19 protein-coding genes are annotated in these 20,082 nt (G+C 75.9%); 7 read left to right on the forward strand and 12 right to left on the reverse strand.

What is annotated here, in order from left to right; translation table 11 throughout:
* Together AB0L34_RS06015 and AB0L34_RS06020 are read right to left on the reverse strand one after the other, a co-directional pair.
* Nucleotides 1–2,751: an FtsX-like permease family protein gene (locus tag AB0L34_RS06015; RefSeq protein ID WP_363702308.1), complete on the reverse strand. Its 2,751-nt coding sequence runs from the start codon at nt 2,749–2,751 to the stop codon at nt 1–3.
* Between the two features lie 4 nt (nt 2,752–2,755).
* Nucleotides 2,756–5,950, reverse strand: coding sequence for an FtsX-like permease family protein (locus AB0L34_RS06020; protein WP_363702310.1), 3,195 nt, complete (start codon nt 5,948–5,950; stop codon nt 2,756–2,758).
* Nucleotides 5,951–6,108: 158 nt separating this feature from the next.
* On the opposite strand from AB0L34_RS06020, the gene AB0L34_RS06025 reads away from it, so the two are divergent.
* Entirely contained in the window at nt 6,109–6,402 is a 294-nt protein-coding gene (locus AB0L34_RS06025; protein ID WP_357696502.1) for a hypothetical protein, read from the forward strand.
* A 36-nt stretch (nt 6,403–6,438) separates the two neighbouring features.
* Here the strand turns inward: AB0L34_RS06025 and ligD are convergent, their stop codons facing one another.
* Nucleotides 6,439–7,464, reverse strand: coding sequence for a non-homologous end-joining DNA ligase (ligD, locus tag AB0L34_RS06030; RefSeq protein ID WP_363702312.1), 1,026 nt, complete (start codon nt 7,462–7,464; stop codon nt 6,439–6,441).
* A 47-nt stretch (nt 7,465–7,511) separates the two neighbouring features.
* Here ligD and msrB point away from each other — a divergent pair, with 47 nt between their 5' ends.
* Nucleotides 7,512–7,925 carry a peptide-methionine (R)-S-oxide reductase MsrB gene (gene msrB / locus AB0L34_RS06035; RefSeq protein ID WP_350711057.1) on the forward strand — a complete coding sequence of 138 codons (414 nt, stop codon included), beginning with the start codon at nt 7,512–7,514 and terminating at the stop codon, nt 7,923–7,925.
* 55 nt (nt 7,926–7,980) lie between these two features.
* Here the strand turns inward: msrB and AB0L34_RS06040 are convergent, their stop codons facing one another.
* The 3 genes from AB0L34_RS06040 to AB0L34_RS06050 form a co-directional block, all read right to left on the reverse strand.
* The gene (locus AB0L34_RS06040) at nt 7,981–8,547 is read right to left on the reverse strand and encodes a DUF305 domain-containing protein (protein WP_363702314.1); all 567 of its coding nucleotides are present in this window, start codon (nt 8,545–8,547) and stop codon (nt 7,981–7,983) included.
* Between the two features lie 68 nt (nt 8,548–8,615).
* Nucleotides 8,616–9,362 (reverse strand): lytic polysaccharide monooxygenase, encoded by a 747-nt coding sequence (locus tag AB0L34_RS06045; protein WP_357453882.1) that lies wholly within the window; start codon nt 9,360–9,362, stop codon nt 8,616–8,618.
* A 115-nt stretch (nt 9,363–9,477) separates the two neighbouring features.
* Nucleotides 9,478–9,753, reverse strand: a complete 276-nt coding sequence (locus AB0L34_RS06050; protein ID WP_357453885.1) for an isoamylase early set domain-containing protein — start codon at nt 9,751–9,753, stop codon at nt 9,478–9,480.
* 158 nt (nt 9,754–9,911) lie between these two features.
* On the opposite strand from AB0L34_RS06050, the gene AB0L34_RS06055 reads away from it, so the two are divergent.
* Entirely contained in the window at nt 9,912–10,172 is a 261-nt protein-coding gene (locus AB0L34_RS06055; RefSeq protein ID WP_091096395.1) for a Prokaryotic metallothionein, read from the forward strand.
* A gap of 8 nt (nt 10,173–10,180) precedes the next feature.
* Here AB0L34_RS06055 and AB0L34_RS06060 read toward each other — a convergent pair whose 3' ends face one another.
* Nucleotides 10,181–11,083 carry an EamA family transporter gene (locus tag AB0L34_RS06060; RefSeq protein WP_363702317.1) on the reverse strand — a complete coding sequence of 301 codons (903 nt, stop codon included), beginning with the start codon at nt 11,081–11,083 and terminating at the stop codon, nt 10,181–10,183.
* 89 nt (nt 11,084–11,172) lie between these two features.
* Between AB0L34_RS06060 and AB0L34_RS06065 the strand changes: the two genes are divergently transcribed.
* Entirely contained in the window at nt 11,173–11,673 is a 501-nt protein-coding gene (locus tag AB0L34_RS06065) for a MarR family transcriptional regulator (RefSeq protein ID WP_357453891.1), read from the forward strand.
* A gap of 19 nt (nt 11,674–11,692) precedes the next feature.
* Nucleotides 11,693–12,154 (forward strand): GNAT family N-acetyltransferase, encoded by a 462-nt coding sequence (locus tag AB0L34_RS06070; RefSeq protein ID WP_357453894.1) that lies wholly within the window; start codon nt 11,693–11,695, stop codon nt 12,152–12,154.
* A 93-nt stretch (nt 12,155–12,247) separates the two neighbouring features.
* Here AB0L34_RS06070 and hemQ read toward each other — a convergent pair whose 3' ends face one another.
* Genes hemQ through hemE form a run of 3 tightly spaced genes read right to left on the reverse strand, consistent with a single transcriptional unit; the run spans nt 12,248 to nt 15,458 of the window.
* A complete protein-coding gene (gene hemQ / locus AB0L34_RS06075) occupies nt 12,248–12,949 on the reverse strand; it encodes a hydrogen peroxide-dependent heme synthase (protein ID WP_357696520.1) in 702 nt (233 codons plus the stop codon).
* On the reverse strand, nt 12,946–14,355 hold the full coding sequence (gene hemG, locus AB0L34_RS06080; RefSeq protein WP_363702320.1) for a protoporphyrinogen oxidase: 1,410 nt from the start codon (nt 14,353–14,355) through the stop codon (nt 12,946–12,948). Before hemG ends, hemQ begins: the two co-directional genes overlap by 4 nt.
* 5 nt (nt 14,356–14,360) lie before the next feature.
* Nucleotides 14,361–15,458, reverse strand: coding sequence for a uroporphyrinogen decarboxylase (gene hemE / locus AB0L34_RS06085; protein WP_357453903.1), 1,098 nt, complete (start codon nt 15,456–15,458; stop codon nt 14,361–14,363).
* Between the two features lie 196 nt (nt 15,459–15,654).
* Between hemE and AB0L34_RS06090 the strand changes: the two genes are divergently transcribed.
* Nucleotides 15,655–16,227 carry a DUF3000 domain-containing protein gene (locus tag AB0L34_RS06090; RefSeq protein ID WP_363702322.1) on the forward strand — a complete coding sequence of 191 codons (573 nt, stop codon included), beginning with the start codon at nt 15,655–15,657 and terminating at the stop codon, nt 16,225–16,227.
* Between the two features lie 17 nt (nt 16,228–16,244).
* Here the strand turns inward: AB0L34_RS06090 and AB0L34_RS06095 are convergent, their stop codons facing one another.
* Complete coding sequence (locus tag AB0L34_RS06095; protein WP_363702324.1) at nt 16,245–17,081, reverse strand: hypothetical protein; 837 nt, start codon at nt 17,079–17,081, stop codon at nt 16,245–16,247.
* 78 nt (nt 17,082–17,159) lie between these two features.
* On the reverse strand, nt 17,160–18,362 hold the full coding sequence (locus AB0L34_RS06100; RefSeq protein WP_363702326.1) for a trypsin-like peptidase domain-containing protein: 1,203 nt from the start codon (nt 18,360–18,362) through the stop codon (nt 17,160–17,162).
* Nucleotides 18,363–18,570: 208 nt separating this feature from the next.
* Here AB0L34_RS06100 and AB0L34_RS06105 point away from each other — a divergent pair, with 208 nt between their 5' ends.
* Nucleotides 18,571–19,899, forward strand: a complete 1,329-nt coding sequence (locus tag AB0L34_RS06105) for a ribonuclease D (RefSeq protein ID WP_363702328.1) — start codon at nt 18,571–18,573, stop codon at nt 19,897–19,899.
* The last annotated feature ends 183 nt before the right edge of the window (nt 19,900–20,082 follow it).

A 20,082-nucleotide genomic window follows, 5' to 3' on the forward strand; every position in this document is an offset into this window, starting at 1 on the left:
TCAGCTCTCCTCTCCGAGCCGGAGCACCTCGCCGAGGCGCATCCGGCGGTTGTTCAGGGCCTCGACGGCGACCGCGAAGCCGAGGGCGACCGCCCCCAACGCGACGACCCCCGCCGCCAGGCCGGGCTCGAACGCCACCCGGACCTCCACGCCGTCGGTGAAGGCGGACAGGCCGAGCACCGGCGTGAGCAGCAGCGGCAACACCGTGCCGACCAGCGCGCCGGTCACCACCGAGACGCCCACCAGCGGGGCCAGTTCCACCACCAGCAGCCCGCGCCACTGGCGCCGGGACAGGCCGAGGGTGCGCAGCCGGGACAGCACCTGGCCGCGCTCCCGGGCGCCGGCGAGCACCGTGAAGGCGATCGCGAGCAGGCCGAGCGCGGTCCCGCCGGCCGCGCCGGCGGCGAACCCGAAGGCGAGCACCCCGTTCGCACCGCCCTCGCCCACCTGCCGGCGGGTGTCCGCGAAGGTGAGCACCTCGACGCCGCGCAGGCGCTCCCGACCGACGACCGTCCCGCCCGTCTGGAAGCGGGACTGCCCGGCGTCGCCGACCCGGCGCAGCGCCTCGACGTCCAGCCCGTCGCCGACGACCAGGAAGCCGGTCGGCACGGCGGCGTAGTCCCGGCGGGGCAACGACTGCCAGGGCAGGATGACGAACCGGCTGCTGCCCGCGCGCAGCAGCGGGAAGCTCTCCGTCCGCTCGGCGACCCGGAACTCGTACCGTTGGCCCTGGGCGCTGACGAAGGCGGAGCCGTCCAGTCCGGCGGCGGCCAGCTCGGCGGCGACCGCCGGGGAGACCACCGCGGGCAGCGGCCCGGCTCCCCCGGCGGGGGTGCGCAGCGCCGCGGGCACCGTCACGTCGACGCCGGCCTGGCCGACCATCCGGGCCAGGGCGGGGCCGTCGACCATGAGCACGGTGACGCTGCCGAGCATGGTGTCGGTGCCGATCGCGTCCTTCGTCAGGCGCTGGCCCACCTCGTGCAGCACGGGACTCGCGGCGCGCACCCCCGGCAGCCGCTCCAACTCGGCGCCCGTGTCCGGGGCGATCCGCTCCCCCAGGATCAGGGCGTCGGCGGGGACCGCCCGGCTGGCGGCCCGGTCCCGGCTCGCCTCGATCCCGGCGGCCGTCACCGCGCAGAACGCCGCCGTCGCGATGGCCAGCACGACGACCACCAGCGGTACGGCGACGACCGACCGGCCGGCCCGGGCGGTACCGAGGAAGGCGACGCTGCCCCGGGCGCGGGCCGCGAGCCGACTGACCAGCCGCAGCGGCCACGGGTACAACCGCATCGCGACCACCGCCGCGGCGACGGCCAGCAGCACCGGGACCGAGACCAGCAGCGGATCGACCTCGCCGGGAGTGAGGCCACGGCGGCGCAGCAGCACGACCGCGAGACCCGCGAGGACCAGCAGCGCCGCCTCCACCGTGAGCCGACGCACGGAGGGGCGCGCTCCGACCAGGTCACGCCGCCCGGTGCCGCCGGTGGAGACGGCGAGGGTGGCCACCGGCAGCGCCGACGCCACCAGGACGGTCGCGACGACGGCGAGCCACCAGGTCTCCCCGGGCGCCCCGGGAGCGAGGCCGCCGAGCAGCCAGCCGAGCACGGCGGCGGGCGGCACCACCAGCAGCGCCTCGGCCAGGCTGCGGCCCGCGTTCGTGGTGGCCGCCCCGCCCCGGGCACGCAGCAGGACGAACTCCGCCCGGCGCCGGCGCACCAGCAGCCCGGCGGCCAGCGCCACGAGGCCGGCCAGCGTGGCCAACACGCCCGCGGCGATCACCCCGAGCACCGTCCGGGCGCTGTCCACCTCGGCGGCGAACTCCCGCAGCGGGATGTCCAGCCCCTGGATGATGTCCCGGCCGGCCGTCTCCCGGGTCGTCTGCTGGAGGCCGTCGATCACCTGGTCCAGTTCGCGGACGTCGATGCCGTCGGCACCCAACCGGTAGCGCCAGCTGAACGACATCGGCCAGCCGGCGACAGCCTGGCGGTCCAGCGCCGCGCCGTCGACGACGCCGACGATGATGAAGGGTTCGCCGTCCCCCTCCGGCTCGACGATCCGCAACAGCGGCGGCAGGCCGTCCCAGAACCCGTCGGTGCCGGCGCGGGGCTGGAAGAGACCGACCACGGCGACCTGGACGGGGGGCATGGATTCGAAGGGCGAGCCGGCAGTCGGCGCGGCGAGGGTGAGCCGGCTGCCGAGCCGCAGGTTCAGCTTGCGGGCGACGTCCTCGGCCAGCGCCACCTGCACCGGCTGGCCCTTCGGCGCGTCGGCCGGCCAGCGCCCCTCGACCAGGGTGCCGGCCTCCTCGACCCCCGGCACGGCCCGCAGGCCGAGGTCGACCAGGAGGTTCTTCGCCGCCAGGTCCGGGCCTCGCACCCGGCTGGCCGCGGTCTCCGCGGTGAACCACCGCTGTTCGACCATCCGGCGTACGACCGGCGGCAGTCCGGCCTCCAGCTTCGCCAGGTCGCCCTGGTGCGTGGCCACCAGGGAGGTGTCGGTGTCCGTGTCGACGAGCGGCCCGGTCGAGTACGTCACGTCGCGCTGCTGCGGCGGCACGGCGCCCAGGTGGGACCGCAGGCCCTGCTGGGCGTGATCGTTGACGATCCTCGGCACGCCGCTGATCACCAGCACGGCGACCAGCGTCAGCGCCGCGAGCAGCAGGAACTGTCCGCCGTACGCCCGTACCCGGCGGGTGACCGCCCCGATGCTCACCACGCCCCGTCTCCGCTCCTGGTCGTCCCTACGCTCCACCCGGTCACCGGTCTCCCCCGATCCGCAGCTGCGCCACGGCCACCCGCTGCCGGATGCCGAGGGCGATGAACGCGCTGAAGGCGAGTGCCGCCAGCAGCAGGCCGAGCGCGGTCAGGCCGATGGGCAGCCAGGGCACCACGAAGGCCGCCTCCGGCACCGGCCGACCGGCGGACGGCGTGAGGATGACCAGCGGGGCCATGGTCGCGCCGACCGCGGCGCCCAGCAGCAGGCCGACGCCGACGCCGATGCCGGCCAGGAAAGTCTGCTCGGCCAGCAGCGCCCGGGCCAGCAGCCGGGGGCTGGCGCCGAGCGTGTGCAGCACGGCGAACTCCCCCAGCCGGTGCCGGGCGGTCGCCCAGACGTCGACGACCAGGCCGACCAGCGCCAGCAGCACCGACCCGAGCGCGGCGGCGAGCAGCCCGGTGCGGGCCCCCTGCCAGTACGGGTCGCCGGCGGCCCGCTCGGCCACCTCCCGCCGGTCGAGCAGCGTGGTGCCGGCCAGTTCGGCCGCCCCGCGGGCCGCCTCGGCGTGGCCGTCGCCGTCGGTGCCCAGCCACCACTCCGCGACCGGCCGGATGGCGCCCCGGTCCCGGATCAGCCAGTCCGTCGCCGCCGGCAGGTCCAGCAGCACGCCCTCGCCGGCCGTGGACGGCACCTCGTCCAGCTCGCCCACCAGCGTGACCGGCAGCGTCGCGCCGGACAGCACGAGGTCGACCGTGTCACCGGTGCGCAGACTCAGCGCGTCGCGCACCGCCGGGGTCATCAGCGCGGGTACCGGCCGGTTCTCGGCGGCCGGCACCAGGGCGAAGCGGCTCGGCGGCTGGAACGCGAACCGGCCCCCCGCCAGGTATTCGACCTCCCGCTCGGCGCTCAGGCCGGTGGCCGTGACGTTCGCGCTGACCGGTTTTCCCTGGCCGTCGGCGGCCACCCACCCGCCGGCCAGCGACGCCGGCTGGGCCGCGCCGTCCGCGCCGACCAGCCGCAGGTCCGACACCTCCAGGCGGTACGCCCGCCCGCGCGCGTCCCCGCCGTCGATCTCGAAGCCGGACAGCCGCACGGCGCCCGCCCCGTCGGGGACGGCGACGGTGAACGGCACCGGCCGGCCGTCGCTGCCGCTGCTGCCCGCCGGGATCCGGAAGGCCAGCCCGTCCGCCCGGGTCAACAGCACCCAGAGACCGATCTGGTGCGGCGTGACGGCGTCCCGCACGGGCGTACGCACGGTGCCGGTGAGGGAGCGGGTGCCCGCGGGCAGGTCCATGCCGGCCGGCGCGCCGCGCGCCCGGGTCAGCCGGTCCAGCAGCGCCGGCACCGGCTCGTCGGCCAGTCGCTCGTTGAGCCGCAGCACGCCGGCCGCGCCCACGGCGTCCAGGCTCACCACCGTCGTCGGCAGGTCGTCGCGGCCGAGGCGGATCTCGTCCCGCCAGGCCGGCAGCACCCCGTCGACGCCGGGCAGCACGCCGAGCTGACCGGCCCGGTCGTCGGGCGCCGCGCCGGTGCGCTCGACGACCCGCAGGTCGGCGCCGACGGTGTGCTCGGCCTGGTCGGCCTGCGACCGCTCCCCCGTCGTCACCAGCGACCAGGCCAGGGTGCTGCCGCCGACGGCGAGGGCGAGCAGCAGCACCGGGCCGGCGTGCGGGCGCCGGCCGGCCTGCCACATGCCGAACATCGTCGCCGTCCACGGCCGGCGGTCGACGAACCGCTCGGCGAACCGGGTCGCGGGCGGCAGCAACCGCAGCGCCACGACCGCGCCGGCGAGCACGCCCAGCGTCGGCGCGGCGACCAGCAGCGGGTCGACCCCGAGCCGCCCGCCGGCCCCGGTGACCGGCGAGGAGTACTGGCGCAGCTGCGTCCAGGCCAGCACGGCGAAGCCGACCAGCACCAGGTCGAGGCTGGCCCGCTGGACGGTCGCGGCGCGGGTGGGACGGGACCGGGCCGCCATGTCGGCGACGTACGTGCCGGCCCCCCGCAGCGTCGGGACGACCATCGCGACCAGGCAACCGGCGGCGGTGGCGGCCGCGGCGGCCCAGACCAGCGTGGTGTTTCCCGAGGAGAGCGCCAGCGGGGCGGCACCGTCGGTGCCCACGTGCCGCAGCGCCTCGCCGGCGATCAGGGGCCCCAGCACGCCGGCGGGCAGGACGACCAGCGCCGCCTCCCGGGCCGCCAGGCCGGCCAGTTGCCGCCGGGCGGCGCCGCGGGCCCGGAGCAGGGCGGTCTGGCCCCGCCGGTCCTCGTGCAGCAGCGCGGCGACCAGCACCAGCGCGTACCCGCCGAGGACCACGATCAGCAGCAGCGGGGTGGCCAGTGAGGAGCGCCCGACCAGGTCGGCCCGGGCGACGCGGTCGAGCAGCCGGTCGATCGCCGTGACGGTCTGGGCCGAGGAGCCCAGCCCGGCCGTCTCGGGCACCTCGGCGACGGCGGCGCTCAGCGCCGCCCGCACGTCGAGCAGCCGGCCGGCGCGGGCCACGGCCGCGAGGTCCGGCTCGACCACCCAGGACGCCGACACCGCGCCCGGGTAGGTCGCGACGAAGTCGGCCCGGTCCAGCACGAAGGGCCCGTACGAGGTGCCGGAGTCCGCCGCGCTGCCGGCGCCCACCCCGGGGGCCAGCAGCCAGTACGGGTCGGCCGCGTCGCGCGGGCGCCACGTCCCGACGAGCACCACCTCGCTGGTCCGCTCGGACCTGCGGTCCAGCATCGGCACCCGGTCGCCGGTGGCCATCCCGAGCGCGCCGGCGACCTTCTCCGGCAACGTCACCTGCATGGGCGACGCCCCGGGGGTGGGCCACGCGCCGCTGCTCAGCTCCGCGTGGCGGGGCAGGTCGTCGAGGGTCGCGAGGCTGGCGAAGACCGGGTCGTCGCCCTCCCGGACCACCGGGCCGAGGTCGCCGGTCAGCTCGCGGCCACCGCCGTAGCGGGCGGCGTCGACGGTGATCGGCGCACCGCCGAGACCGGCGGCGAAGCCGTCGCGGACCGCCCGGTCCCGGGTGGCGAACTCGGTCGCGTCCCGGCCGGCCGCACCGCTGACCAGGACGCTGCGCTCCTCGAAGGAGGCCCCGGTGAGCAGGGCGCGCTGGCCGGCCTCGACGGCTCGGCGGTTGTAGTCGGAGAGGCCGGTGACCAACGCGACCGCCACCAGGGCCGCGACCGCCGCGGCGAGCAACAGCCCGCGCGCCTCGTGGGCCCGCCTCCACACCAGCTTCATCCGATGCCCTCCCCTGGCCCGGTGTCGGGCCGACGATCAGGGAGAGGGGTGACGGTCCGGGAAAGGTTCGCGCCCGTTACTTGATCGTTACCAGATCGGCGGCGGTCCATCGTCGGGCGCGGGCGGACGGGATGGCGGCGCTGTGCTTCCATCGCCGGATGGAGATCGTCCTCACCGTGCTCGTGGTCGCCGTCGTCGCGCTGCTCGCCGCCCAGGTGCCCGGCAGGGCCGAGCAGGCGCGGACCGCGTACCGGCTCGCCGAGATCGAGCGTCGGCTCACGCTGGTGATGGACCACCTGGGCGTGGTGGACGCCGCGCCCGTGCCGCCGGGGGTCCGGGAACACCTGGCCCGGGGCGACAAGATCAAGGCGATCGCCGCGTACCGGAAGGCGACCGGCGCGGACCTGCGTTCGGCCAAGGAGGCCGTGGAGGCGTACGCCGACCGGCGGTGACGGCCACGCCATCGGGCGGCAGCCGGCGCGGGCCGGTCAGCGGGGCCGGTCGCGGTCCTTGGAGGGCTGCACCCGCTTCGGCTCGCCGGGCATCTTGGGGTGGTCCGGCGGGTACGGCATGTCGCCCTGGCCGGCGGCGGCGTCCCGGTCGGCCCACTCCAGCAGCGGGGTGATGTCCCACGCCGAGTCGTCGATGCCGGCGTGCGGGTCGCCGCGTTCGGCCAGCCGGGCCGGGACGCTGCGCAGGTCGAAGTCGTCCGGGTCGACGTCGGGCAACTCGTCCCAGGTGACCGGGGTGGAGACGGTGGCCCGGGCGTTGGCCCGCAGCGAGTACGCGCAGGCGATCGTGCGGTCCCGCGCCATCTGGTTGTAGTCGACGAAGACGCGGGTGCCCCGCTGCTCCTTCCACCAGGCGGTGGTGACCAGCTCCGGCCGGCGCCGCTCCAGCTCGCGGGCGAGCGCGATGGTGGCCCGGCGCACCTCGGTGAACGTCCAGCGTGGCGCGATCCGCAGGTAGACGTGCACGCCGCGACCCCCCGAGGTCTTCGGCCAGCCGGGGACGCCCAGCTCGTCGAGGAGCCCGCGCAGCTCGCCGGCGGCGGCGACCGCGTCGGCGAAGTCGGTGCCCGGCTGCGGGTCGAGGTCGATGCGCAGCTCGTCGGGGCGGTCGACGTCGGCGGCGCGCACCGGCCACGGGTGGAACACGATGGTGCCCATCTGGGCGGCCCACGCCACGTGGGCCAGGTCGGCCGGGCAGAGTTCGGCGGCGCTGCGACCGCTCGGGAAGCTGATGGTGGCCGTCTCCACCCACGGCGGCACGCCCCGCGCGGGCACCCGCTTCTGGAAGAACGCCTCCCCCTCGACGCCCTCGGGGAAACGCTGCAATGTGGTGGGACGCCCGCGCAGCGCGCGCATGATGCCGTCGCCCACGGCGACGTAGTAGTGGAAGACGTCGGCCTTGGTGAAGCCGCGCTGCGGGAAGATGACCCGCTCCGGGCTGGTCAGCCGTACGGTGTGCCCGGCCACCTCGATCTCTTCGGCCGCGGCCTTCGTGCCACCCATGGCGCGACCCTATGCCACACCCCCGACGTCCGGCGTACCGTTGGCGGGTGAGTCTTGACGAGAGCGAACTGCCCCGCACCGAGGAAGAGTGGCGGGTCCGGCTCAGCCCCGAGGAGTTCCGGGTGCTGCGGGAGGCCGGCACCGAGCGCCCGTGGACCGGCGAGTACGTCGACACGAAGACGCCGGGGATCTATCGCTGCCGGGCCTGCGGCGCGGAGCTCTTCCCGAGCGACACGAAGTTCGACTCGCACTGCGGGTGGCCCAGCTTCGACGACGCCATCCCCGGCGCGGTCAAGGAGATCGAGGACCGCAGCCTGGGGATGAGCCGCACCGAGATCCGCTGCGCCCGGTGCGACAGCCACCTCGGTCACGTGTTCCGGGGCGAGGGCTTCACCCCCAGGGACACCCGGCACTGCGTCAACTCGGTCTCCATCCGGCTGGAGCCGCGCGCCGACGCCTGAGGCGGGGGCGCCGCCGGGTCGGGCGGCCGGGCGACCCCGACCACGGGCCGCCGGGTCAGCGCCGGGCCGCCGCCAGCCCGGCCAGGAGCGAGACCTCGGCCGTACGCGAGCGCTCGACGCGTCCGGCGAGGTCGCGCACCCTCGGGTCGCTGCCGACCGCCAGGTGCGCCCGGGCCAGGTCGGCCGCCCCGCCCTGGTGGGCGCCGAGCACGTCGAGCAGGACGCGGTCGACCTCGCCGTCCGGGGCGGCCCGCAGGCGTGCCAGGTCCCCGGCGGCGGTCCCGTGGTCGTGGTCGTGCCGGTGGGCTGCCCCGGCGGCGGGCCCGGCGTCCCGCAGCCAGCCGCGCATCGTGGCGAGCTCGTCGGACTCGGTGACCTCGATGGCGGCGACCAGGGTACGCAGCTTCCGGTCGGTCACCCGGTCCCGGCCGAGCCGCACCATCTCCAGCGTCTGCTCGGTGTGCGCCGCCATGGTGGTCAGGAAGACCACGTCCAGCCCGCTCAGCGCGCTCCCGGTGGCCGCGCTCGTTGCGGGCGCGGGCGGCGCCGGGGGTGTTCCCGCGCCGCAGCCGGGTGCCAGCAGCAGAGCGGCGAGCAGGGCGACCGTGCGCAGCCGTCGCATGGCGTACTCCGATCCGGGGGGTGGTGACGGGTGCGGCGGGCGCCGGGGGGCGGGCCGCACCCGTACGGTCAGACCTGGGTCCAGAGCGCCGGCACGTAGGGCGGTTCCCAGCCGGGGATCGCGGTGTGCGCCTGCCGGCAGCGGTACGTCAGCCCGCCGTAGGTGACCTGGTCGCCGGCCTGGTACGCCCGGCCCGCCGTCCAGCTGCCGCCCGGGGCGGGAGGGGTGGTCGGGGAGGCGGTGGGGGTCGGGGTGGGCGACGGGGCCGGCGGCGTCGGGCTCGGCGTGGGCGACGGGCCGCCGCCCCCGCCGACCTCGAGGTCGACGCAGGAGTAGAAGGCGTTGGCGGTGTCCGCGATGTTCCACACGGCGAGCACCTTCTGCCGCCCGGGCCAGCCGCTCAGGTTGACGGTGTGCGAGACGGTGGCCCCGGGCTGCCGCCCACCGCCGTCGAAGACCGCCACCCGGGTGCCACCGACGAAGTACTCCCAGTTGCTGGTGGCGTGCCGGGCGGTGTTGGTCCAGGTGAAGGTCACCGAGGAGCCGACCGCGGTGGCGGGCCAGCCACGGCTGTCGTCGTTCAGGACGGCGAAGTGGGCGATCCCGGCGTGGCAGCTGCGCAGCCCCTTCGGGCCCTCCACGCTCTGCGGCTCGTACTTGATCTGCCCGCAGTCCGGGACCCGGCCCTGGGCGCAGAGCGCCTGGCGGCTCGGCGGCCCCGACACGTAGCCGTGGGCCTGGGCGGGCGCCGCGACGGCCAGGGTGGAGACGACGGCGCCCGTCGCCACGAGCGGGATGGTGATTCTTCGGCGCATGGTGGCAGCTCCTTCGGACTTCGGGCTGGTGAGATGCCACCCAACATAAATTAAACCTTCTTAACAGTAAAGACTCCTGTCGATAAAAACATCGATGACCCTCAGCGCGCAGCCCTCAGAGCAACAGCAGGCCGCCCCGCTCGTCGATCCGGTCGGCGGAGTCGTCGTCCAGCCACACACCCCCGCTGGCGAGATAGCGGAAGCGGTACTCACCCGGGCCGAGCCGCACGGTGACCGTACGGGTGCCGTCGCGGCGCGGGACCAACTCGTGCCGCCCCGGCTCCCAGCCGTTGAAGCAGCCGACCACGCTGACGGCGCCGGGCGGGGTGTCGCGGGGCAGGCTGAACGTGACCCGGGTCTGGTTGCCGAAGAGCTTGTTCCGCTTGATCATGTCGTCGTTCCTCCGGTCGCACGCGGTCACCCCGTACAACGGCCGACACGCCGGGGGCGACACGCCGCCGGACCCGACCAGCTCGACCGTTTCGACCGCCAGAGCCGCGCGCGTACCGCAGGCTTGGGAAAACGTGTCCTGTTTCGGGGGGTTATGTCGTGGCAACCTGCGAGGTCTGCGGTAACGACTACTGGATGGCGTTCGAGGTGCGAACCGTCAGCGGCGACGTGCACACCTTCGACTGCTTCGAGTGCGCCGTGCACAAGATGGCGCCGATCTGCGAGCACTGCCAGATCAAGATCGTCGGGCACGGGGTGGAGGTGTCCGGCCGGTTCTTCTGCTGCGCGCACTGCGCCCGCGCCGAGGAGGGCGCCCAGGGCGCCGAGATCCGCGACGCGGTGGGCGCCCGCCCCGCCTGACGCGGGTTTCACCGGGGGGCCGCCGCCGACGGGGCGATGCGGCGCGGCGATCGGGCCGGGCGGGACGCCCGGGACTGCACGACGATGGCGGCGAGGACGACCAGCCCGCCCGACAGCTGCGCCGGGGTGAGCTCCTGGGCGAGCACGAGCCAGCCCAACGCCGTCGCCACCAGCGGGCTGAGCAGGCCGAGGAAGGTGACGGTGGTGGGCGTGAGGGCGCGGATGCCGCGGAACCAGAGGGCGTAGGCGAGGGCGGAGCCGACGAGCGTGAGGTAGCCGTACCCGATCAGGTTCCCGGCTGTCAGCACCGCCGGCGGGGGACCCTCGACCAGCACGGCGACCGGAAGGAGCAGCAGGCCGCCGGCGGCGAGCTGCCAACCCGTGGTGGCCAGCAGCGGCGCGGGCGACGACCACCGTTTGCTGAGCACCACGCCGCCGGCCATCACCACCGCGCCGCCGAGCGCGGCGGCGACGCCGACGGCGTCGAGGCGGGCGTCCGCCCGGAGCACCAGCAGCCCGACCCCGGCCACCCCCGCCGCGCCGGCGAGGACGGTACGCGGGGTCAGCCGGTCGCCGAGCACGCCGGCGGAGAGCGCGGCGACCAGGAGCGGCTGCACCGCGCCGACGGTCGCGGCGACCCCGCCCGGAAGCCGGTACGCGGCGACGAACAACAGCGCGAAGAAGAAGCCGATGTTCAGGGCGCCGAGCACCGCCGCCCGCCACCACCACGCGCCCCTGGGCAGTTGCCGGGTGACCGCGACCAGGAGGAGACCGGCGGGCAGGGCACGCACCACCGCGGCCAGCAGCGGGCGCTGCGGGGGCAGCAGCTCGGTGGTGACGAGATAGGTGGTCCCCCAGATCGCCGGGGCCAGCGCGGTCACGCCGAGGACGAGCGTCCGGTTCTTTAGCACTGAGATAATTTAGCTGAGCGCTAAGGTAAATCCCGCGACGCCCGCCGTGAACTACCTCACCGCTAAGGCACCGCTGCTAGGGTGGTCGGATGGCCGATCACGTCGACCGGGTGCTGGCGCAATGGGCCGCCCAACGACCGGATCTGGACGCCTCCCCGATGGGGGTGTTCGGTCGCCTGTCCCGGCTCTCCCGGCTCGTCGGGGCGGAGCTGCACCGCACGTTCAGCGCGCACGGCCTCGACGCCGCGTCCTTCGACGTGCTCGCCACGCTGCGCCGCAGCGACCCGCCCCACCGGCTGACCCCGACCCAGCTGATGCACTCGTCGATGGTCACCTCCGGCGCCGTCACCCAGCGGCTCGACCGCCTCGAGGCGCGCAACCTAGTGACCCGCACCCGCAGCGACACCGACGGCCGCGCGGTGCAGGTCGGCCTCACCGACGAGGGACTTGCGCTCATCGACCGGGTCCTGCCCGACCACGTCGCCACCGAGAACCGACTGCTTGCCGCGCTCACCCCGGCGCAGCGCGACACCCTCGCGGACACCCTGCGGACCCTGCTGGAGTCACTCGGCGACACGCGCAGCCCGTGAGTCGATCTACCATCGCCGCATGCCGCAGCAGAACCTTCCGATCCGGGTCGCCTCGTTCGCCGACCTGGACGCCCGCACCTTCCACGACCTGCTCCGGCTCCGGATCGACGTGTTCGTGGTCGAGCAGGCGTGCCCGTACCCGGAACTCGACGGGCGGGACGTCGAGCCCGGCACCCGGCACCTGTGGCTCGACGACGGCGGCGCGCCGGCGGCGTACCTGCGGATCCTCGCCGACCCGGGCGGCGTGGCGCGGATCGGGCGGGTGGTGGTCACGCCGCGGGCGCGCGGCGGCGGGCACGCCGGTCGGCTGATGGCGGCGGCACTGGAGGTGGTCGGCGACCGCCCGTGCGTGCTGGAGGCCCAGTCCCACCTCGTCGGCTTCTACGCCCGGCACGGCTTCGCCGTCAGCGGCCCCGACTACGTCGAGGACGGCATCCCGCACACCCCGATGCGCCGCGAAGGCGTCGACCGGATCCGCTAGCGGGCCAGCCTCCGCCCGGGGCGGCCGCTCGCCGTCGCCGCCACCGGGTGCGGCAGCTCGACAGCGCGGTGCGGGCCGGTCCCGGACCCTACGTCAGACGAGGCCGTTGACGATGTCGGCGACCGAGCGGCGGCGGCCGGTGTAGAAGGGGATCTCCTCCCGCACGTGCCGGCGGGCGCCGGCGGCCCGCAGGTCGCGCATCAGGTCGACGATCCGGTGCAGCTCGTCGGCCTCGAAGGCGAGCATCCACTCGTAGTCGCCGAGCGCGAACGAGGCGACCGTGTTGGCCCGCACGTCGGGGTAGCCGCGGGCCAGCTTGCCGTGCTCCGCGAGCAGCTCGCGCCGCTCGGCGTCCGGCAGCAGGTACCACTCGTAGGAACGGACGAACGGGTAGACGCACACGTACGAGCGGGCCTCCTCGCCGGCGAGGAACGCCGGGATGTGGCTCTTGTTGAACTCCGCCGGCCGGTGCAGGGCCATCTGGGACCAGACCGGGGTGAGCGCCCGCCCCAGGGTGGTGCGACGGAACCGCAGGTACGCGTCCTGGAGGGCGTCGCTGGAGGCGGCGTGCCACCAGATCAGCAGGTCCGCGTCGGCGCGCAGGCCCGAGACGTCGTACGTGCCGCGGACGACCACGTCCTTGCCGGCCAGTTCCTCGAAGAGGGTCTCGACCTCGCCGGTGACGTTCTCACGCAGCGACGGAAGCGGGCTGCTGGCCCGGTACACCGACCACATGGTGTAGCGGATGCTGGCGTTGAGCTCCCGCAGCCGGGCCGCGTTGGTCTGCTCGGTCATGTCCCCGATCCTCCCAGTGCTGTGATGATCTCTTCGGCCGCCGTCTCGCCGGAGCGGACGCAGACCGGGATGCCGACGCCGTCGTACCCGGCGCCGGCCAGGACGAGCGTCGGGTGGTGCGCCCGCAGGACCGCCCGCGCGGCGGCCACCCGGTCGGCGTGACCCGGGGCGTACTGCGGCAGTGACCCGCCCCAGCGCTGCACGTGCCCGGCGACCGGGGCGGGCAGCGGCGCACCGAGCACCGCCGACAGTTCCCGGTGCACGGTGGCGGCCAGGTCCTCGTCGGTGCGCTGCACCTGCCGCTCCTCGCCGTACCGGCCGACGGAGGCGCGGACCAGCGCCAGCCCGTCCGCCCGGCGCAGGTGCCCCCACTTCGTGGTGAAGAAGGTCGACGCCTTGATCAGCAGCCCCTCGGTGCCGGGCACCAGGAAGCCGGACAGCTCGGGCAGCTCCGGCTCGGGCAGCGCGAGGGTGACCAGCGCGACGCTGGCGTAGTCCAGTTCGCCGACGCGCTCGGCCGCCGCCGGTGCCGGACCGCCGAGCAGCCGCGCCGCCGGCCGGGCCGGCACGGCCAGCACCACGGCGTCGACGTCGACCAGCTCCGGGTCGCGGGTCGGGCCGACGGTCAGCCGCCACCCGGGCCCGGTCGGGGTCAGCTCGCGCACGGCCGCGTCCCGCCGGATCGTCGCCCCGCTCGCCGCCGCCGCGGCCCGGACCAGCGTGCTGAGCCCACCGGCCAGGGTGCCGAAGACCGGCGTACCCGGCGACCGGGGAGCGGCGGCCTGCGCGGCGCGCACCGCCCCCACCAGGGTGTGCTCCACCCGGGCGGCCCGGGCCAGCGCCGGCATGGTGGTCACCAGGGACAGGTCGTCGGCCCGGCCCGCGTAGACGCCGCCGAGCATCGGTTCGACCAGCCGGTCGACCACCTCGTCGCCGAACCGGGCCCGGACCAGCGCGCCGACCGAGACGTCGTCGTCCGCACCGAGCAGCGGCCGGCCCGCGTCGGTGTCGGCGTCCGCCGTCGGGCGCGCGACCGTGGTCACCCGCTCCAGGTCCCCCGGTACGCCCACCAGCGTGCCGCCCGGGATCGGGCGCAGCGCGCCGTCGACCACCAGCGCGGCCTGCCCGACGGTGGGGTGCACGATCCGTTCGCCCAGGCCGAGCCGGCGGACCAGGGCCACGGCGGCGGACTCGCCCCCGGCCGGGTCGCGCATCAGGAACGACTCCGCCCCGAACTCCACCGCCGAGCCGGCCAGCTCGCCGGTGCGCAGCTTGCCGCCGAGCGTGCCGGACTGCTCGTACACGGTGATCTCGGTGTCGGCGGGGGCGCGGTCACGCAACCGGACCGCGGCGGCCAGCCCGGCGATCCCGCCGCCGACCACCGCCACCCGCCACGGCGCCCGCATGCCGCTCAGCCCCGGTCCGCCGGCTGGGCGGACAGCTCGTGCACCAGGGCCACCACCCGGGTCAGCACGTCGGGGTCGGTCTCCGGCGGCACGCCGTGCCCCAGGTTGAACACGTGCCCGGGCGCGGCCCGGCCCTGCTCCAGGATCCGCCGCACCTCGCCCTCCACGACCGGCCACGGCGCGAGCAGCACGCACGGGTCGAGGTTGCCCTGCACGGCCTTGTCCGGGCCGATCCGGCGGGTCGCCACGTCCAGCGGCGTACGCCAGTCGACGCCGACCACGTCGGCGCCGGCCTCACCCATCGCGCCGAGCAGCTCGCCGGTGCCCACCCCGAAGTGGATCCGGGGCACGCCCGCGTCGGCCAGCCCCGCGAGCACCGCGGCGGAGTGCGGCAGCACGAAGCGGCGGTAGTCGGCCTCGGACAGCGCGCCGGCCCACGAGTCGAAGAGCTGCACCGCGGAGACCCCGGCGGCCACCTGGACCCGCAGGAACCCCAGCGTCACCTCGGCCAGCCGGCGGCAGAGCGCGTGCCACAGCTCCGGCTGGCCGTACATGAGGGCCTTGGTCTTCGCGTGGGTGCGCGACGGGCCGCCCTCGACCAGGTAGCTGGCCAGGGTGAACGGCGCGCCGGCGAAGCCGATCAGCGGGGTGTCGCCCAGCTCGGCGACGAGCAGTCGGACCGCCTCGTCCACGTAGGAGACGTCGTCGCGGGTGATCGGCCGGATCCGTTCCACGTCGGGCAGGGTGCGCACCGGCTCGGCCACCACGGGGCCGGTGCCGGGCACGATGTCCAGGTCCACCCCGGCGGCGGCGACCGGCACGACGATGTCGCTGAACAGGATCGCGGCGTCCACCCCGTGCCGGCGTACCGGCTGGAGGGTGATCTCGGTAACCAGCTCGGGGCGGCGGCAGGACTCCAGCATCGCCACGTTGGCCCGGATCTCGCGGTACTCCGGCAGCGACCGGCCGGCCTGCCGCATGAACCAGACCGGGGTGTGCGGGACGGGCCGACGCCGGCAGGCCCGGACGAAGGGCGAGTCGGCCGGTCCGCCGGAGCGGAGGTCTTCGTCTCGGGCGTCGTCGCCCGTCGTGGTGGTGGTCATCGCGGCCATCGTGCCACGCGGCATGCGCGCGGCAGCGGGCAGCGCCGCCTTTTGTGACCCCCGTCAGCCCGCCGGGACGAAGGCGCCTCCGGCGGGGCCTCCCCGGCCCGCCGGGCCGTCGCACGCGGGCCGCGGGAGGGCCGGCTCCCGGCGTGCCGTTCCGGCGGCGACGGGTCGCCGGGCATAGGCTGCCGGCATGGCCGCCCCGATCGCGCTCCCGGAGACCTTCGCCCGCGCGGTCGCCGGGCTGCGGTCCGCGGCACCCCGGTCGGAGATCGTGCTGGAGGAGGTCGGCGCGCCGCAGCGCCTCGCCCCGTACGCCTTCGCGCTCTCCGCCACCGTCGTGCGCGACGGCGACGAGGTGGCCTCCGGGCGGCTGATCCTGCTGCACGACCCGGCCGGGCACGAGGCGTGGCGGGGCAACCTGCGGCTGGTCACCTACGTGACGGCGGAGCTGGAGGTGGACCTGGCCGCCGACCCGCTGCTGCCCGGAGTGGGCTGGACGTGGCTGACCGACGCCCTGGACGCGCAGGACGCCGGTCACACCGCGATCGGCGGCACGATCACCCAGACCATGTCGACCCGGTTCGGCGACCTGGCCGGGCCGCCCGCGGCCGGCGACATCGAGATCCGTGCCTCCTGGACGCCGGTCGACGACGACCTCGCCCCGCACCTGCGCGCCTGGTGCGCGCTGCTGGCCTCGACCGCCGGGCTGCCCCCGCCCGGGGTGACCGCGCTGCCGGAGCGTCGCCCCGCCGGCGCGGCCTGACCCCGCGACGGGTCACCTCACAGATACTTCTCGGCCTCGTTGCAGATCTTGTCCATGCCCTGGACGGCCTTGTCGTAGGCCGCCTTGTTGCCGGCCGCCGCCGCGCCGAGCGCGGTGGTCAGCTTGTCGAGGCAGTTGGCGATGACCTTCTTCTGCCGGGCCTGCTCGTCCCGGTCGTTGCGGGTGCCGGTGAGGTCCTGCTCGGTGTCGTCCAGCTTGTCCTTCACCGACTGGAGGTCGGCCTTGAGCTTCTCGATCTCCTTGCCGTTGGCCGCGATGGTGCCGTCGCGCTGGCTGACCTCGCTGGCCATCTTCTTCTCGGTGCGGTCCAGCTCACTGCTCGTGCTGACGAACAGGCCGGTCATCACCCCGCCGAGGACGAAGAGCAGCCCGGCCACCACGGCCAGGACCAGCACCTTGCGGCTCTTGCCGGCACCCGGCGCGGGGGCGCCGAAGGGCGGGGTGGAGCCGGGCGGGCCGGACATCGGCTGCCCGTACGCCGGCCCGGACGCGGGGGGCACGGACATCGGCTGTCCGAAGGCGGGCGGGACGGAGACCTGGCCGGCCTGGGGCGCGGCAGCCGGCGTCCCGGCCGGGGCGTAGCCGGACCCGGCCGGCGGCGCGGACTGCGGGTAACCGGCGGACCCGGCCGGCGGCGCCGACTGCGGGTAACCGGCGGGCCCGGCGGGCTGGGTGCCGTACTGCTGCGGCACGGCCTGCTCGGGAGCGTGCTGGCGGGGGGTGCCGTAGGTGGTGCCGTGCGGGGCGCCGCCCGACGGCGGCTGACCGGGCGCGGCCGGCGGCTGCGGCGGGTACGGCGGGTAGCCGCCCGGCCCGGTCGGTGGCTGGGACATGTCGTTCTTCCTCCACGTGAGCTGGTCCGGGTGGCATGGTCGCCGGACCGGGTGGGTACGGGTCGGGTGCTGACCGGGTCAGCAGATCTTGAAACCGTCGCAGGCGACCTTGATCGGCACGGCGAGGCCGATCCCCTCGGCGTCGCGGGCCTTGGCGGTGGCGATGCCGACCACCTGCTTGCTGCCGTTGATCACCGGGCCGCCGGAGTTGCCGGGGTTGATCGGGGCGTCGAACTGGATGACGGGACCCTGGCCGCCGCCCGCCTCGCGGAAGGCGCTCACCACGCCGGTGGTGACGCTGTCCTCGAGGCCGAGCGGCGCGCCGACGACGACGATCTGCTGCCCGGACTTCACGGCGGCCGGCGCGGCGACCAGGCCGGTGAACTTGCCGGTGGTCCGCAGGTGGGCGACGTCGTTCGCCTCGTCGACCCTGACGATGGTCGCCGGGAAGCGCTGGTCGGTGCGCTCCAGGAAGACCTCCCGCTCGCCGGCCTCCCAGACCGACTCCACCACGTGGTAGTTCGTGAACAGGTTGGTGCCCCCGCCGGCGGCCGGCTTGCCGATGGCGAACGCCGTGCCGGTGGAGTTGCCGGCCCGGACCCGGAACACGCTGGGCAGCACCGCGCTGGCGACGGCCTCCGGGTTGAACGCGGCGCCCGCCTGCTTCTCCAGCGCCTCGGCCCGGTTCTCCAGCCCGTCGAGCCGGGTCCCGTCGGCCGCCTGCGCCGCGTCCAGCCGGCGGTCGGTGTCGCCGAGCCGGTCCGAGAGCCGGTGGATCTGGTACGCCTGCACACCCGTCACCACGGCCAGCAGCCCGGCGAGCACGAGCGCGGTGACGGTCAGCCAGCGGCCCCGGGAGGTCGGCGCGGCGCCCACCTGGACGGGGCCGGCGGGGTACGGCTGGGCCGGCCCGGCGGCCGGCGGCTGCCCGGGCACGGGCGGCTGCCCGGCGGCGCCCGGGGACGCCTGCCCGGCGGCGGGAGGCCAGCCGGCGCCCGGGGCGGCTCCGGCGGACGTCGGGCCGCCGGGGGCTGTCGGGGCGGCGGACGGCGCGCCACCCTGCCCCCAGCCGGCGGGAGCGACCGGGGCGGCGCCCCACTGGCCCTGTTGCTGCGGCGGTGACCAGGTCGTCCGCGGCGGCGCGGCGGGGGCCTGCCCCGGGACGTTCGGCGGGTACGCCGGCGCGGGCGGCTCGATCCGGGGCGGCAGCGGCCCCGGCCGGTAGCTCCCGTCGCCCGGCCCCGCCGGACCCGTGTCCGCCGACCCGTAGCCAGCAGTCATGATCGCCTTGCCCTCCCCGTAGCCGCCCCGCGGTGTCCCGGGGCCTGATGATGCCGTACCGGCGCAAACGGCTCGATGGACCGTACCTGCGCGAAAGGGGTTTGTCTTCCCCGATGTCCGGCTGGGGGGAGGACCCGGCCGACCGTCCGATCGACACGCACCGGACCGGCTGCACCCGCCGGATCGCGTCGCGCACTAGGGTTGTCAGGTGACCGACGAACCACCCCTGCGCCGTCGGGCCGCCGAAAGCCGTACGGGAAACGAAGCGCACCACCCGCCGTCGGCCCGGCCGGAGCCGGAGGACGCGGGGACCGAACCGAACGCCGACGGGCCCGTTCCGCTGACCGCCCCGCGCGAGGGCACACCCCAGCCGGCGGCCACGCCGGACGAGCTCGCCGAGGTCGTGGCCCGCTTCGCCGCCGGCACCGGCCCGGTCGCCCTGGACGCCGAGCGGGCCTCGGGCTACCGCTACAGCCAGCGGGCATACCTGGTGCAGCTGCGCCGGGCCGGCTCCGGCACGGCGTTGATCGACCCGCTGCCGCTGCCCGACCTGACCGCCCTCGACGAGGTGATCGGCGAGGCCGAGTGGGTGCTCCACGCGGCCAGCCAGGACCTGCCCTGCCTGGCCGAGGTGGGGCTGCGCCCGCGCCGGCTCTTCGACACCGAACTGGCCGCCCGGCTGGCCGGGTTCGAGCGGGTCGGCCTGGCCGCGCTGACCGAGCAGCTACTCGGCTACAGCCTGGAGAAGCACCACTCGGCCGCCGACTGGTCGAGCCGCCCACTCCCGGAGTCCTGGCTCACCTACGCCGCGCTGGACGTGGAGATGCTGGTCGACCTGCGCGACGCGCTCGACGAGGAGCTGACCCGGCAGGGCAAGTCCGCCTGGGCGGCGGAGGAGTTCGCCGCGCTGGTGCGCACCGGCGCCCGGCCGCCCCGGGTCCGCGCCGAGCCGTGGCGCCGCACCTCCGGCATCCACCGGGTGCGCGGGGCGCGCGCGCAGGCGCGCGTGCGCTCCCTCTGGTACGCCCGGGACCAGATCGCGGCCCGACGGGACGCCGCCCCGGGGCGGGTGCTGCCGGACTCGGCCATCGTCGCGGCGGCCGAGCTGGACCCGAAGGACGAGAAGACGCTGCTCACCCTGCCCGGATTCGGCGGCCGCTCGGTGCGGCGGCTGGCCCGCACCTGGCTGGCGGCGCTGGACGACGCCCGGCAACTGCCGGAGGACGCGCTGCCGGTCGCCCCGACGGTCGAGGGTCCCCCGCCGCCGCACCGCTGGGCCGAGCGGGACCCGGTGGCGGCGGCCCGGCTGGCCCGGTGCCGGGAGGTGGTGGTCCGGATCGCCGGGGCGCACCGCCTGCCCCCGGAGAACCTGATCACCCCCGACACGATCCGCCGCCTGGCCTGGGTCCCCCCGGAGGAGGTCACCGAGGAGACCGTGGCGGAGACACTGCGCGGCTTCAACGCCCGCGAGTGGCAGATCGGCCTCCTCCTCCCCGACCTCACCGAGGCCCTCACCGACCCACCCCCACCCACCTGACCCCTCCTTCCCCCTCCCCTCCCGTCGCCCTCGCCGTTGATCATGAAGTTGCTGTCGCCGCCCGGCGTGTCGAAACAACAACCTCATGATCAACGCGCGCACGGGGAGGGGGCGGGGACCGGGGGGACCCGGGGGTGGGTGTGGGGTTGGCCACATGGGGGTGGGTGCCGACTATGGTTACTG

The organism is Micromonospora sp. NPDC052213, from assembly GCF_040679695.1.
Classification (GTDB): domain Bacteria; phylum Actinomycetota; class Actinomycetes; order Mycobacteriales; family Micromonosporaceae; genus Micromonospora.